Raw genomic sequence first — 15,420 nt, forward strand, 5'->3', positions numbered from 1 at the left:
GGCGCGCTTTCCAGCCGCCCGCCAATGCACCATGATTTGAAATCCTCTCTTGCCATTGTTACCCTTCCCTGCAGAAACTCGATATAAATCACAAATTCCCGGTTTTTTTTCATAGCCTGATAACAAATACTGTACATATTTACTTAATCTCTTAGGATCTGCGTCCTAACATAGTGAATACTAATCAATCAGTCACCCGCTCCGAGAGCCTGAAGAGTAAATCAATGGAACTTGAATACGAGAGTAAACGCCCGCTGTATATTCCGCACGCCGGCCCAATTCTGCTGGAATTCCCGCTGCTCAATAAAGGCAGTGCCTTCACCGAAGAAGAGCGTAGCAATTTCAATTTGCATGGACTATTGCCGGAAGCCGTTGAAACCATAGAAGAACAAGAAGAACGCGCCTACCGTCAGTTTCAGGATTTCAAAACCGATATCGATAAACACATCTATTTGCGCAATATTCAGGATACGAACGAAACCCTGTTTTATCGCCTGATTGACTCCCACCTCAGTGAAATGATGCCAGTGATTTACACCCCGACAGTGGGCGAGGCTTGCGAGCATTTCTCTGACATCTATCGCCGCGCACGCGGACTCTTTATCTCTTATCCGAACCGTGCGCACATCGACGATATGTTGCAGAACGCAACCAAACAGCACGTAAAAGTGGTGGTAGTCACCGACGGTGAACGTATTCTTGGCCTTGGCGATCAGGGCATCGGCGGAATGGGTATTCCGATTGGTAAACTGTCGCTCTACACCGCCTGTGGTGGCATCAGTCCCGCTTACACACTGCCAGTGGTGCTGGACGCGGGAACCAATAATCCACAGTTGCTCAATGATCCGCTTTACATGGGCTGGCGTCATCCCCGCATTACCGGCGATGAATATTACGCTTTCGTTGACCAGTTTATCGAAGCCGTCAAAGTGCGCTGGCCGAACGTCCTGTTGCAGTTCGAAGACTTCGCGCAGAAAAATGCCATGCCCCTGCTGACCCGCTACCGTGATGAACTGTGCTGCTTTAATGACGACATTCAGGGCACAGCATCCGTCACGCTTGGCAGCCTGATTGCCGCCTGTAAAGCCGCAGGCAGCCGCCTGCGCGACCAAACTGTCACCTTCCTCGGCGCGGGTTCTGCCGGTTGTGGTATTGCAGAGCAGATCATTGCCCAGATGAAGTCCGAAGGGTTGAGCGAAGAAGAGGCACGCGCACGGGTCTTCATGGTGGACAGATTCGGCCTGCTGACTGACAAACTGCCTAACCTGCTCGACTTCCAAAGCAAGCTCACGCAAAAAAGCGCCGACCTCAGCGTATGGGCGCTGAATAACGACAGCATCTCTCTGCTCGATGTGGTTCGTCATGCCAAACCGACCGTGCTTATCGGCGTATCAGGCCAGCCTGGGCTGTTCACCGAAGAGTTGATCCGCGAGATGCATAAACACTGTACGCGCCCGATTGTGATGCCGCTGAGTAACCCAACGTCACGCGTTGAAGCGCAACCCGCAGATATCATCAATTGGACCGACGGCACGGCGCTGGTGGCCACCGGCAGTCCGTTCGCACCGGTGCACTATAAAGGCCAGATCTATCCTATCGCGCAGTGCAACAACTCATATATCTTCCCCGGCATTGGCCTCGCGGTCGTGGCATCCGGTGCAACCCGCGTCACCGACGGCATGCTGATGGCCGCCAGCCGGGCGCTGGCAGACTGTTCACCGCTGGCTACCGACGGCGTAGGTTCGCTGTTGCCGGACGTAGATGACATTCAGGGCGTATCAAAATGCATCGCGATGGAAGTCGGTAAAGCTGCGCAGTTACAGGGTGTGGCGATGGTGACCTCTGAAGATGCGTTATCAAAAGCTATCGAGCACAACTTCTGGGCGCCTCAGTACCGCGATTACAAACGAACGTCGTTCTAAATATCGAACGCTTTATAGCGTAGATTGGTCAAAGCCAATATCCTCGGATATTGGCCTTTTTTTTTGCGAAAAATGCACCCCGAGGCCAAACCCCGAAGTAATTCAGTGAAATTTGCTGAAAAAGTCCACGAAGCACCGAGATCGGGCTTTGTGCTTATTGCATGGCTCCCACAGGTCAAGTAGCCTTAAAGCCCTGATTTACAGCATTCGATTCCACACAGGGCACAATCATGTTTAAAAGGCTCATAGTAGGCTTCACCGGCATCGTCGTATTGATGCTGGTTGTTGCTATTGGGCTTGACCGGTGGATCAGCTGGAAAACCAAAGATTATATCTATGATGAAGTTCAGCAACTGCCGCATCGTCAGGTGGGTGTGGTGCTGGGTACGGCAAAATATTACCGTACCGGCGTGCCGAATCAGTATTACCACTACCGTATTCAGGGCGCCATCAATGCCTATAACAGCGGCAAAGTAAAATACTTGCTGCTCAGCGGTGACAATGCCCAACAAAGTTACAACGAACCGATGACAATGCGAAGGGATCTGATGGCCGCAGGCATTCCTGCCAGCGATATCGTGCTCGATTACGCCGGGTTCCGCACGCTGGACTCTATCGTGCGCACCCGCAAAGTGTTTGATACCAACGATTTCATTATCATCACCCAGAGATTTCACTGCGAGCGCGCACTCTATATCGCACTGCATATGGGCATTCAGGCGCAATGTTTTGCCGTGCCCTCACCGAAAGATATCCTGACCGTACGAATACGAGAAATCTTTGCACGCCTCGGTGCGCTGACTGACCTCTATATTCTTAAACGCGAACCGCGCTTCCTCGGCCCGCTGATCCCTATCCCAGCCATACATCATATCCCCGATGACGCCCAAGGCTACCCCGCAGTAACACCTGACCAACTGCTGGTATTACAGCAGCGTCTGGCCGACGAGAAAAAAGCCGCCGAAGCCAAAGCCGCGCAGTTGAAAGCCGCCACCGAAAAAGCGGCTGCAGACCAGGCGGTAGCGGATGAAGCCGCCAGATTGAAGGCGGAACAGGACGCGAATGAGGCAGCAGAAAATGAAACAAAAGATGTTGAACCGGCAGCGAAACCGGCGAAGCCAATAGGACGGAATCCTTTCCAGCATTGATTGGTTTGCCCCCACCTGCGAAGGGGAGCTGATCGATACCACGTTTGTACCAACGTAAAAAAGGGCGCGTCTGCGCCCTTCTCGATTCCAATAGCTTATTTTTTCTTGGCGTACTTCAGTGAATCCAGCGCCACGGCGAAGATAATGATCGAACCCTTGATGATGTACTGCCAGTAAGGGTTCACGCCGATGTAAGTCAAACCATAGTTGATCACGGTAAAGATCAGCACACCGGTGACCACACCTGCCACCGAACCGACGCCCCCGGCGAACGATACTCCACCAACTACGCAGGCAGCGATAGCATCAAGCTCATACATAAAACCGAGGTTGTTAGTGGCACTGCCGATACGTCCAGCTTCCAGTAAACCGCCGAAGGCGTAGAACACGCCTGACAGCGCATAAATCATGATCAGGTTTAAAGGTACGTTAACACCGGAGACTTTTGCCGCTTCCGGGTTACCACCGATAGCGAAGATGTTTTTACCAAAGCGGGTTTTGTTCCACAGTACCCAGACGAAGCTAATAGCAAACAGTGCATAGAAGGTAATATAGGAGACCTTCAGGCCGCCCAGTTGAATAAATCCTTGGGCAAAATTCGAGAAACCCGGATCAAAACCCGCTACTGGCGATGAACCCACATAGTCGTAATACAGTGAGTTAATACCGTAAACGATGATCATGGTGCCTAAAGTAGTAATAAATGGCGTGACGTTAAGATAGGCAATAATAATGCCGTTCACCAAACCAATCAGCGCGCCAATAATGCACACGGTTAAAATAACCAGCGGAATAGGCACCACGTCCAGATTAGGGAACACCTTATTGACGTTGTCCATTGCCTGCAACATGGTCGCTGCAACCACTGCAGCCAACCCGACCTGGCGTCCGGCTGACAGGTCAGTACCTTGGGTCACAATCAACCCCGCTACGCCGAGTGCAATAATGACGCGTACTGAGGACTGGGTAAGAATGTTACCTAAGTTGACCAAACTGAGGAAAGAGGGATCCTGAATAATAATAATTGCCAGCAATACCAGCAAAACCACATAAATCCCGCCCTCTTTTAAATAAGTGAGCAAACTTTTCTTATTTAATGCTTTCATAATAAGAACCCTTAAAAATTAGAGATGCAAGGATGCAAGGCGTAAAATTTCATTCTGCGAAGTTGTTTTTGTGTCAACAATCCCCGCAACCAGTCCATTGCTCATAACCAATATTCTGTCTGTTATTCCCAGAAGCTCTGGCATTTCAGAAGAGATAATAATGATCCCTTTCTCTTTTTTCGCCAACTCTGTGATTAACTGATATATTTCAAACTTAGCGCCCACGTCAATACCGCGCGTAGGTTCATCCAGCATTAATATTTCTGGCTGAGTTAATAACCAGCGACCAATAATGACTTTTTGCTGATTACCTCCAGAGAGCGAACCAATACTGGTTCTGTGTCCCGGTGTTTTCACCCGCATCGCATCGATTACCCATTGGGTATCGCTTTTCATACGGCCAACGTCAAGCAGCCCAATTTTATTTTTATAGTTACGAATATTGGAAATCAGCGAGTTAAAGCCGACGTCCAAATAGGCATAAATACCGGTAGAACGACGCTCTTCGGTGACTAATGCAAAACCGTGGTTAATCGCTTCATTAGCACTGTGATTTTTAATCGTCTTACCATGCAGTTTGATCGTACCAGCAATCTTTTCGCGAATACCAAACAGGGTTTCCACGATGTCAGTACGCTTAGCACCCACCAGACCGGCAATACCAAGGATCTCACCTTTATGCAAATCAAAGGAGATATCACGGATGGAAGGTTGACGCAGCGACGTCAGATTACGAACTTCAAGAATGACCTCTCCCGGTACATTCAGGCGATCCGGAAAACGCTGGCTAAGGGAACGACCCACCATCATGGAAATAATTTTATCCATGTCGAGGCCTGCCAGTGTCTGGGAAATAATCCACTGGCCATCGCGCAGAATAGTGATCTCATCACACAGCTGAAAAATCTCTTCCATCTTGTGCGAGATATATACAATGCCGCAGCCACGGTCTTTCAGCTTGCGAATAATAGTAAACAGATGGTTGACCTCTTTCTCGGTCAACGACGACGTCGGCTCATCCATAATCACGATTTTCGCGTTATAGGAAAAAGCTTTGGCAATTTCGATCATCTGCATCTGTGAAACGGACAACTTGCCGACTTTTTCTCGCGGATCAATATCAATATCCAGCTCGTCGAAAATGGCCTTGGTGTCTTGGTACATCTTGTTCTGATCGACAAAGAAGCCTTTGGTCGGGTAACGCCCGAGCCACATGTTATCCATGACGGTACGCTGCAACACCAGGTTTAACTCCTGATGAACCATCGACACGCCTTGTTCAAGCGCTTCTTTCGAACTTTTAAAATTAACTTCCTGCCCCTGAAAAAGAATGGTGCCGGAATCTTTGCTGTAAATGCCAAACAGACATTTTAATAACGTGGATTTACCCGCACCGTTCTCGCCCATCAGGGCATGGATGGAGTGCGGACGAACGTTTAAATTCACATTATCAAGTGCCTTGACGCCAGGAAATGATTTATTAATACCGCTCATTTCCAGCAAAAACTCACGTGGCTCTGGTGCCACCGTGTCAGACTGCTTGATGTCAGGCTTAGGAATATCGGCCATAATTATACCTGGCTAAATATTAGAAGAATCTGGTTATATTAATACCTGACGCCATGAATACCGCCGATCGTTAATAGACCGGCGGTATGTTGACATCACTTCCTGTTATACAGGTATTAACGTCGTGTAGCTTATTACTGCCACTGCTTAGCTATATGTTTAGCTATTATCTTTTCCGCCCATACCCTCTGAATTATTTAACAAAGTCAGATAAGTTGGATTTGTCTACCGGTACGTAAGCGATACGGACCACTTTATTTTCGATTTTCCAGTTAGTGCCTTCTGCCGCTGGTTTGCCATCGGCCAGGTTTTTCGCCAGATCGAAAGTAGCTTTAGCCTGATTGTTAGCATCGTTCAGTACGGTACCGGCCATTGCACCGGATTTCACCAACGCCAGCGCTTCTGGCAACGCATCCACACCAAATACCGGGATGCTGGATTTATTGTGAGATTTCAGTGCTTCTACAGCGCCCATTGCCATTGCATCGTTGTTAGCGATAACCACTTCAATTTTGTTGGCGTTTGGACCAGACAACCATGCATCCATCTTGTCTTTTGCCTGTGCGGTATCCCACATGGCTGTATCAAGCTGCAGTTGCTGAGTTTTGATGCCTTCTTTGTCATTCAAGGTGCTGATTACGTACTTAGTACGGGCTTCAGCATCAGGATGGCCAGGCTCGCCTTTAATCAGCACGTACTGAATCACGCCGTCTTTGTTCAAGTCCCAGGCAGGGTCTGCTTTCCAGTGTTTGGCAATCAACTCGCCCTGGATCACACCAGATTCTTTAGAATCAGTACCCACGTAATAAGCCTTGTCATAGCTGTCCAGGGCTTTGCGGGACGGTTCTTTGTTATAAAAAACAATCGGAATGCCAGCACCGCGGGCTTTCTCAATAATGACGGGGGCTGCAGCCGGGTCAACCAGGTTGATTGCCAGAGCCTTTACGCCTTTCGCCAGCATGACGTCAATCTGGTCATTCTGGGTGGACTGGCTGTTTTGCGAGTCATTCATCAGCAACTGCACACCTGGAGAGGCTTTCGCATCTTTCTCGATGGCTTTACGAACCACAGACATGAAGTTGTCATCATATTTATAAACAGTCACGCCGATTTTAGTATCAGCAGCATGGGCGGCAGCGCCAAACATCATGCTTGCAGCCAGAGTAGCCAGGGTGAAGACCTTCTTATTCATTTGTATCTCCGGTTATGTAGGGTGGTACTGAATTTGGCACCGGCAATCCATGCTGGAGCAGTGCGTCCGCGTTTCAGCAATCCTGCGGTGCCTGCCTTCCTTGACGTCTGACTTCCTGCTCGCTGTGAAATCTGTCCGGTAGGTCGGACTCAAACTGATTCATGTAGAAAACGGATGAATCATAATGGTGCCGATGTTAATAAACTGTGAAAGTTCTCACAGATTGAAAACGGTTACACACGGTTATTTAATTAATAAGTGACCGATGCCACATTTTGCCAAGGTGCGACAGAATGGCGCCTGACCAGCGTGGGCATAAAACAGTGCGAAACCCCCGCTACCAGGTGGTTTGATGCCCCCTTAAGAGCCAATTCAGTGGCTAATGTCGCCATAGAAACAATTGGATAGCGAACCGTGGTTAATTTTGGGCTGGTGTAGCGCGCAATAGGGATATCATCGAAGCCAACCAGTGAAAAATCCTGCGGTACGTTGATACCGTTTTCTTTCAGTACTGCCAGCGCGCCAGCGGCCATAGCGTCGTTGTATGCGAAAACCGCACTCAGATGCAGGTTGCGGCCCAATAATTCAACCATCGCCGCTTCCCCACCCTGCAAATCCGGTGACCCCTGCGCACGCCAGCTGTCCGGCGGCGACTGACGCGCCTGCGTCATTGCTTCTGACGTGCCCGCCGTCATCGCCGCCAAATAACCCTGATGCCGTTGTAATTCGTCTTCAATTCCGTGGTTAGACCCGATGTAACCGATACGCTGATGCCCCTGTGAAAGCAGCAAACGTGTGGCTATTTCCGCACCCACTACGTTGTTAAGAGAGACGCAGCGATGCTCATAACCGGCGATCACGCGGTTAACCAGCACCATGCCCGGCACCTGGTCGAGAAAGCGGGAAAGCTCGTCGTCACCCAGAGCTTTTGCATGCACAATCAGCGCATTACAGCGCTGACGAATCAACACTTCTATCGCATGGCGCTCTTTCTCCGCCTCATGATAGCTATTGCCGATCAGTACATATTTCTGATGGCGCTGGGCAACCATATCGACCGCTTTTACCAGTGCACCAAAAAAAGGATCTGAGACGTCCATGACCACTACACCAATGGTGTCGCTGCTCTGCGTCGCCAGAGCCTGCGCGTTGGCATTAGGCCGGTAACCGAGCGTGGTTACCGCCTGCAACACATGCTCGCGCGCCTCTTTACTTGCGATAGCTGGATTATTCAGGACCCGTGAAACCGTAGCGACTGAGACGCCGGCCAGTTTTGCCACATCACGAATGGTGACCATAGGTCGCTCCGTGTTCTGGCGGCACAGACGTTACACGAGCCGAATTGGCCCGAAACGAATAGGGAGGAAAACTGAGGGATAACGCCCAGGTGGTGATAAAGGACCTCAAGAAAGGCCGCAGTACAGTGATCATGGTGTTTCCTGTTTTAGTGTAACGATCGGCTAACTCTGCACGACTGCTATCCTAAACGCTTTGCAAAAACACCTGCGTGAATCTCGTCACAGGAAAGAAAACGTTTACATACAATTTTGCAACCTCTCTCGCAGATTCATCATTTGGATGAATTTCAATCCTGCCCTTTTAGCTCGAGGCCTGATGCCTTGATAGTCAGTTTACGCCACAGCCACTCCACCGGCCCTTGCTGGAAATAACGCAGCCAGACCAGTGTCACCAACAGGTTGATGACCCAAACCAGCGGAACCAGCCCCAGTAATTGCAAACGGTCGAAGTGCTGGTAGAAGCCTAATAAATTGAAGAAAATGGTACAGATCAGCGTCTGTAACAGATAGTTGCTCAGTGCCATGCGTCCGACCTGGGAAACCCAGTGGACCAGCCGCAGTCGCGAAAGCTGTGGCCAGAAACCGTAACAGAGCGCCAGATAGGCCACAGCCTGCATCAGCCCGCCTATTTCACGCGGCGACTGCAACAAAAAACCACTCCAGCGGTAGTCCCAACCGAGATGCCATTGCAGATAAATAGCCGGAATTTGGATCAGCAATGAAAACGGTAACAATAACGCGGCTAAGTGCCGATAATGGCGCAGGCTATATCCGCCACGTAACCAGCCGCTGCGCATCAACCCGGCCCCCAATAACATGGCACCGGCCAGTTCCCATCCATACTGAACCGCAATAGCAATCAGGCTTGATGAGAGCAAATCAAGGCGGTTACGGATGGCTTCCAGACCGCCTTTCAGTTTCCAGTATTGCTCATATTGCAACTCCGCAGGACCGGGTAACCAGAAGCTCCCGGCGGTATGGGTCGAAATAAACCCCAGCATCAGTAAAATCGCCACGCCTATCGCGTACAACAGGATACCGGTGCCGATCAGCGACTGGCTGCTGCGCCCTTCTCTGACCATCCGCCAACACACCAGTCCGATCAGGCCATAAGAGAGCAGAATATCGCCATCCCAGAAAAAAGTGGTGTGCAGCAAACCGCAAAGCACCAGCAGCGATAAACGGGACTGGATCCAGTGTTTACCACGCGGCAATAGCAGATAAAGACCACCACCGAATAGAATGGCAAACATCATCAGGAATTTGCCCTGCGCCAGCGCATCAAGCATCGCCCAGGTCCAGGCGTCGCTGTGCGAAGGCTGACCGGCAAACGCGGGATTCAGATAGGCCGCTTTCGGCAAACCAAACGCGCTAATATTCAGCAGCAAAATACCGAAAATGGCGATACCACGGGCAAAGTCTAGCGTGGCAATACGTGGGCGCATTCCTGACGTTCCTTTCTGGAATTAAGGGGGTTCTAACAATAAATTAAAAATGAGAAAGACGAAATGGCGTTGCAGCAAGACTGCAGCAGCGAATGCTGCTGCAGTTTCAGTTACGAATGATGGCGGACTGTGCGCAGAAACTCCTGACGCGTGTTCTGGCTGGACTTAAACAGGCCACCGAGCGACGTGGTCGTGGTAGCGCTGGTGGCGTCGCGGATACCGCGCGCTTTGACACAGTAGTGCACGGCGTCAATCGAAACGGCCACGTTGGTGGTCCCGAGCAAGGTCTGCAGCGCCAGGAGAATTTGCTGAGTCAGACGCTCTTGCACCTGCGGGCGTTGCGAGAAAAATTGCACGATACGGTTGATTTTCGACAGGCCAATCACTTTATCTTTCGGAATGTAAGCCACGGTCGCTTTGCCATCGATGGTCACAAAGTGATGTTCACAGGTGCTGGTCAGCGTGATATCACGCACTGTCACCATTTCATCCACCTTCATCTTATTTTCGATGACGGTGATTTTCGGGAAATTGGCGTAATCCAGACCGGAGAAGATCTCATCCACGTACATTTTGGCAATACGTCGTGGCGTTTCCGTCAAACTATCATCGGTAAGATCCAGATTGAGCAACTGCATGATGCCCGTCATATGCTCCTGAATACGCAGCTTGCGCGTTTCATTATCGATAGGCAGAGGTTCACGCAATGGGGTCTCAAGACCACGGGCCATTAACGCTTCGTGTACCTGAATGGCTTCTTTACTCAACGTCGACATATTTTCTCTCCGGCAGGTCCCGCAAATGTAGTCAATTTGACGCAGAACACGTCAAATTGAGGTGGCTTACTGTAGTGGAGAGCGGATCCATAATCCAGTGATTGTGTTTCATGATGGATGAAATAGCTGCAAGTTATCATTGCAGGTTTGCGGCCGGACGGCGCACTACCAGCGCACCCGCAATAATAAAGCCCACCAGCGCGACATACAGTGCCGGTTCCAGGCGATGAGTAAGCGAAGTAGAAACGGCAGAGAGTATCGGCCCGCACAGCTGGCCAATGGCATAACCGGTGGTCAGCAGGCCTGCCAGATAGCGGCTGTGATTGGGCGCCAGCTCTCGCCCATACTGCAAGGCCAGTTGCACTACACTGAGAAAACCACCGCCGACCAGCAGCGCGCCAAGCACCAGACCGGTGACACCCGGCACGACTTCAGCACATAAAATCCCCACTCCCTGCGCCCACAGCGTCAGGGCCAGACGAGTATGGGTGGTCAGACACTGGCGGGTCAGGATACCAATGACAATCCCAATCACGGCCGCACCGCCAAATACCGGCCAGACAAACTGTGCAAACAGGCTGTCTGGAAAACGGGCATTCGCCATCTGCGACAAGAATGTCGCGGGCAGGATATAACCAAAGCCTGCCAGACTGTAACAGAGCACCAGTCGCTTCAGCGCCGGCGTCATTTTCAGGGGCTCAGTGGCCACGTGAGCGCGGTGTAGAACGCCCTTTCGCGGCAAATTCACGCTGATCAGTGCAATCAGAATCAGCGCCAGTATCCCATAAATACTCCATGCCTGCGCCGAAGTGAAATGCAGGCTGTGGATGCCCACCGCCAACATGCCGCTGAGGAAAATTCCCGCGCCCGGTCCCGCGAACACCGCCGCACTCATTGCCGGGCGACCATAATGCATCAACCGCTCGTTACACCACGCGGCCACCAGGACCATCGCCCAGCCGCTGGTCCAGCCGATCATAAAGCGGATTATGCTGTGCATCACTTCACCGGTCACCGCCGCCGAAAGCAGCGTAAGCAACACTGCGCCCCACGCCCCCAGCCACAGACGACGCTCGAGATGCCGGGTAGCGCGCATGGCGTCAAAAGCCCCGCACAGATAACCGAGGTAGTTAACCGCCGCCACCAGCCCCGCCCCGGTCAACGTAAACTGATGTTCAGCTATCATTAAAGGCACCTGCGGCGTGAAGGCAAACCGCCCGATACCCATCGCCACCACAAAGGCCAGAAAGCCACTTAACGCAATACGAAAAGCCATAACTGCTCCACCATCAGGAAACCACGACGCAACATATCAGAAACAATGAATAAACATACTCAATGCAGCGATGCGAAAAAAGAAAATTTCTCTCTTAGATAAACAACAAAGTTAAAAGAATGTTGTGGTCATGGTGCAGCAAAGATACAATCACGAAAACTGAATAATAATAACCAAGTTGTTTCTCTTAAGAGAACAGTCGATTTTCTATATCCGGAGAGCAGATAATGGATCTCACCCAACTGCGCATGTTTTGCAGTGTGGCCGAAACCGGTTCGCTGGCGCGAGCTGCCGAGCATCTGCACCGTGTGCCGTCGAATCTGACGACCCGTTTGCGCCAGTTGGAACTGGAGCTGGGCACCGATCTGTTCATCCGTGAAAAACAGCGCATCCGCCTTTCTGCCATGGGTCATAACTTCCTCAATTATGCGCAGCGCATTCTGGCACTGAGCGAAGAAGCCATGAGCATTACCCGCGCCGGTGAGCCCGCCGGTAGTTTTGCGTTGGGTTCGATGGAAAGCACCGCAGCAACCCGTCTGCCGAACCTGCTGGCGGCATATCACCAGCACTATCCGCAGGTAGCACTGTCGCTGAGCACCGCGACTTCTGGTGAAACGATTGATGGCGTGCGCGCTGGCCGTCTCGCAGCGGCTCTGGTCGATGGCCCGATCGACTTTGACGACATCAATGGCTGTATCGCCTTTCGCGAGCGCATGGTGGTTATCTCCCCACTTGGCGAACTGCCGCTGGAAAACCCGTCCGGGCATACCGTATTTGCCTTCCGCCAGAGCTGCTCTTACCGCTCACGTTTACAGGCGTGGATCAAACACACCGGCCTGCACGTCACCAATACAATGGAAATTCAGTCCTACCATTCGATGGTAGCCTGCGTCGCCAGCGGCGCGGGTATTGCCATGGTGCCACGCAGCGTACTCGAACAGCTTCCCGGCCACGAACGTGTGCAGGTCAATGAAATTCCAGATGAATTCGCCGATACGGCCACCTGGCTTATCTGGCGTCGCGATGCCTTCAGCCCCAATGTGCGGGCATTGAAAGAATTGATAATCCTACAGAACGACGGCGTTGTGCCGTTGCTAAAACACCCGATTGCCGGTGAAACCCACCCGGTGATGAATTCAGGAGCACGACTATGAACACCGATATGAAAATGATCAAAACCCGCGCGGCAGTTGCCTGGGGGCCTAACCAACCGCTATCCATTGAAGAAGTGGATCTGATGCCGCCGCAAAAAGGCGAGGTTCTGGTGCGCATCGTGGCAACCGGTGTATGCCACACCGACGCCTACACGCTGTCAGGTAAGGATCCGGAAGGCGTCTTCCCGGCTATTCTCGGCCACGAAGGCGGCGGCGTGGTGGAAGCGGTCGGTGAAGGCGTGACCAGCGTAGCTGTGGGCGACCATGTTATCCCGCTATACACCCCGGAATGCGGCGAATGTAAATTCTGTAAATCCGGCAAAACCAATTTGTGTCAGGCAATCCGCACCACCCAGGGCAAAGGGCTGATGCCCGACGGCACCACGCGTTTCTTCAAAGACGGCAAGCCAATTTTCCATTACATGGGCACCTCAACCTTCTCTGAATACACCGTAGTTCCTGAGATCTCCCTGGCAAAAATCAACAAAGAAGCCCCATTGGAAGAGGTCTGCTTACTGGGTTGCGGCGTGACGACCGGCATGGGTGCGGTAATGAACACGGCCAAAGTGCAGAAAGGCGACACTGTAGCGATCTTTGGCCTTGGCGGTATTGGTCTGTCTGCCATTATCGGCGCGGTAATGGCAGGCGCAGGCCGTATCATCGGCATCGATCTGAACACCAGTAAATTCGATCTGGCGCGTAAGCTTGGTGCTACCGACCTTATTAATCCGAAAGATTTCGATAAGCCAATTCAGGACGTGATCGTCGAAATGACCGACGGCGGCGTGGACTTCTCCTTCGAATGTATAGGTAACGTGAACGTGATGCGTTCCGCGCTCGAGTGCTGCCATAAAGGCTGGGGCGAGTCAGTGATCATTGGTGTAGCCGGTGCCGGTGAAGAGATCGCCACTCGGCCGTTCCAGCTGGTGACTGGCCGCGTATGGCGCGGTTCTGCGTTCGGCGGCGTCAAAGGCCGTTCTCAATTACCGGGTATTGTGCAGCGCTATCTCGATGGCGAATTCGCGCTCAATGATTTCATCACCCACACCATGCCGCTCGAACAAATCAACGAAGCCTTTGATTTAATGCATGAAGGGAAGTCGATTCGCACGGTTATTCACTTTAATAAATAAAGGATCCTGGCGATGAGTAGTTCGATAGAGCTTCTGGAAGAACACCGGATGTTTGGCGGCTGGCAGCAACGTTATCGCCATACGTCCAGCAGCCTCAATTGCAGCATGACGTTCAGCATCTACCTGCCTCCGCCGCGCGATGATAACCCGCCGCCGGTGCTCTATTGGCTGTCAGGACTGACCTGCAATGATGAGAACTTTACGGTGAAGGCCGGGGCGCAGCGCATCGCCGCCGAATTGGGTTTGGTGCTGGTGATGCCAGACACCAGCCCGCGCGGTGACGACGTAGCCAACGACGAAGGTTATGATCTGGGCCAGGGTGCTGGTTTTTACCTCAACGCTACTTGCTCCCCCTGGGCTGCACACTACCGCATGTACGACTACGTGATTGATGAACTGCCCGCGCTTATCGCAGGCCATTTCAGTATCAGTAATAAGCAGTCGATCTGCGGGCACTCCATGGGCGGCCATGGCGCATTGATGCTGGCATTGCGTAATCCGCAGCGTTTCCGCTCCGCGTCGGCTTTTGCTCCTATCGTCAATCCGTGTCAGGTGCCCTGGGGCCGTAAAGCCTTCAGCGCCTATCTCGGCGATGACGAAACGCAGTGGCTGCAATATGACAGCTGTCATTTGCTTAGCGCCCTGCCAAAAGATCAAACACCGTTTCCGATGTTAGTTGATCAAGGTGATGGCGATCAGTTCCTGGCCGATCAGTTACAACCCTCAAAGCTTGCAGAGATCGCCCGCCAACGCAGTTGGCCGTTAGAGCTGCGGGCCCAGCCGGGCTATGATCATAGCTATTTTACGATAGCGACGTTTATCGAAGATCATCTGCGGTTTCACGCAGGGTATTTGCACGGTTAGGCTGAACCGTTTTCAGCTTCTTAAATTCAACTTCAAGGTCAAAACCTTGGGTTGCCACCCAAACCGGCTTTTACATTCAAGGTCAAAACCTTGGGTTGCCACCCAAACCGGCCTGAAGGGGTGTCTATTGTATAGCCGGTCACATGGGTAACACTTTAGACCGGCCACATGGGTAACAGTTATAAATGGCATAGCAGAGGAGAGACGCTATGCCCTGGACAGAGACTGTTATCATGCAACGACTTGAGTTTATCTACGCCATGCAGAACAGCGGAGAGTCTTTCTCCGCTGTTTGTCGCCAGTTTAAGATCAGCCGTAAAACCGGATATAAATGGCTTAAACGTTTCCAACCTGACGACCCCTTATCTCTTACCGATCGTTCCCGAGCACGCCTTACTCACCCCGAACGGACGCCTGATGGCATCATCAAGAAATTAGTCGATATGCGACTAAAGCACCCTGACTGGGGGCCAGTAAAAATTCGGCATTGGTTGCTCAATAACAATGCACCTTTCGACGTACCAGCGAGTAGCTCTA

General features: G+C 51.7%; 13 protein-coding genes. 6 read left to right on the top strand and 7 right to left on the bottom strand.

Features of this window, described 5'->3' with window-relative positions; translation table 11 throughout:
* Positions 1 to 224 precede the first annotated feature (224 nt).
* On the top strand, positions 225 to 1,922 hold the full coding sequence (locus ACMV8I_RS08220; protein WP_498864663.1) for an NAD-dependent malic enzyme: 1,698 nt from the start codon (positions 225 to 227) through the stop codon (positions 1,920 to 1,922).
* 230 nt (positions 1,923 to 2,152) lie between these two features.
* Positions 2,153 to 3,070, top strand: a complete 918-nt coding sequence (gene sanA, locus ACMV8I_RS08225; protein ID WP_498864664.1) for an outer membrane permeability protein SanA — start codon at positions 2,153 to 2,155, stop codon at positions 3,068 to 3,070.
* 95 nt (positions 3,071 to 3,165) lie between these two features.
* Here sanA and mglC read toward each other — a convergent pair whose 3' ends face one another.
* From mglC to ACMV8I_RS08260, 7 genes are all read right to left on the bottom strand, one after another.
* The gene (gene mglC / locus ACMV8I_RS08230) at positions 3,166 to 4,176 is read right to left on the bottom strand and encodes a galactose/methyl galactoside ABC transporter permease MglC (RefSeq protein ID WP_498864665.1); all 1,011 of its coding nucleotides are present in this window, start codon (positions 4,174 to 4,176) and stop codon (positions 3,166 to 3,168) included.
* 18 nt (positions 4,177 to 4,194) lie between these two features.
* The gene (gene mglA / locus ACMV8I_RS08235) at positions 4,195 to 5,745 is read right to left on the bottom strand and encodes a galactose/methyl galactoside ABC transporter ATP-binding protein MglA (RefSeq protein ID WP_498864666.1); all 1,551 of its coding nucleotides are present in this window, start codon (positions 5,743 to 5,745) and stop codon (positions 4,195 to 4,197) included.
* Between the two features lie 193 nt (positions 5,746 to 5,938).
* A complete protein-coding gene (mglB, locus tag ACMV8I_RS08240; protein WP_498864667.1) occupies positions 5,939 to 6,937 on the bottom strand; it encodes a galactose/glucose ABC transporter substrate-binding protein MglB in 999 nt (332 codons plus the stop codon).
* Positions 6,938 to 7,188: 251 nt separating this feature from the next.
* Positions 7,189 to 8,235, bottom strand: a complete 1,047-nt coding sequence (galS, locus tag ACMV8I_RS08245; protein WP_498864668.1) for an HTH-type transcriptional regulator GalS — start codon at positions 8,233 to 8,235, stop codon at positions 7,189 to 7,191.
* Positions 8,236 to 8,522: 287 nt separating this feature from the next.
* Positions 8,523 to 9,680 carry a DUF418 domain-containing protein YeiB gene (gene yeiB / locus ACMV8I_RS08250; protein ID WP_498864669.1) on the bottom strand — a complete coding sequence of 386 codons (1,158 nt, stop codon included), beginning with the start codon at positions 9,678 to 9,680 and terminating at the stop codon, positions 8,523 to 8,525.
* 110 nt (positions 9,681 to 9,790) lie between these two features.
* Positions 9,791 to 10,456, bottom strand: coding sequence for a GTP cyclohydrolase I FolE (gene folE, locus ACMV8I_RS08255; RefSeq protein ID WP_498864670.1), 666 nt, complete (start codon positions 10,454 to 10,456; stop codon positions 9,791 to 9,793).
* 136 nt (positions 10,457 to 10,592) lie between these two features.
* Positions 10,593 to 11,732 (bottom strand): YbfB/YjiJ family MFS transporter, encoded by a 1,140-nt coding sequence (locus ACMV8I_RS08260; protein ID WP_498864671.1) that lies wholly within the window; start codon positions 11,730 to 11,732, stop codon positions 10,593 to 10,595.
* A 227-nt stretch (positions 11,733 to 11,959) separates the two neighbouring features.
* Here ACMV8I_RS08260 and ptrR point away from each other — a divergent pair, with 227 nt between their 5' ends.
* The 4 genes from ptrR to ACMV8I_RS08280 form a co-directional block, all read left to right on the top strand.
* Positions 11,960 to 12,886, top strand: a complete 927-nt coding sequence (ptrR, locus tag ACMV8I_RS08265) for a putrescine utilization regulator PtrR (RefSeq protein ID WP_498864672.1) — start codon at positions 11,960 to 11,962, stop codon at positions 12,884 to 12,886.
* A gap of 8 nt (positions 12,887 to 12,894) precedes the next feature.
* A complete protein-coding gene (locus tag ACMV8I_RS08270; protein ID WP_498864761.1) occupies positions 12,895 to 14,019 on the top strand; it encodes an S-(hydroxymethyl)glutathione dehydrogenase/class III alcohol dehydrogenase in 1,125 nt (374 codons plus the stop codon).
* A 12-nt stretch (positions 14,020 to 14,031) separates the two neighbouring features.
* Complete coding sequence (gene fghA / locus ACMV8I_RS08275) at positions 14,032 to 14,883, top strand: S-formylglutathione hydrolase (protein ID WP_498864673.1); 852 nt, start codon at positions 14,032 to 14,034, stop codon at positions 14,881 to 14,883.
* 209 nt (positions 14,884 to 15,092) lie between these two features.
* A partial coding sequence (locus tag ACMV8I_RS08280) for a helix-turn-helix domain-containing protein (protein ID WP_498864674.1) occupies positions 15,093 to 15,420 on the top strand: 328 nt, incomplete at its 3' end.

Origin of the sequence: Ewingella sp. S1.OA.A_B6, assembly GCF_049889095.1 — a bacterium.
In the GTDB taxonomy this organism is placed as follows: Bacteria; Pseudomonadota; Gammaproteobacteria; order Enterobacterales; family Enterobacteriaceae; genus Ewingella.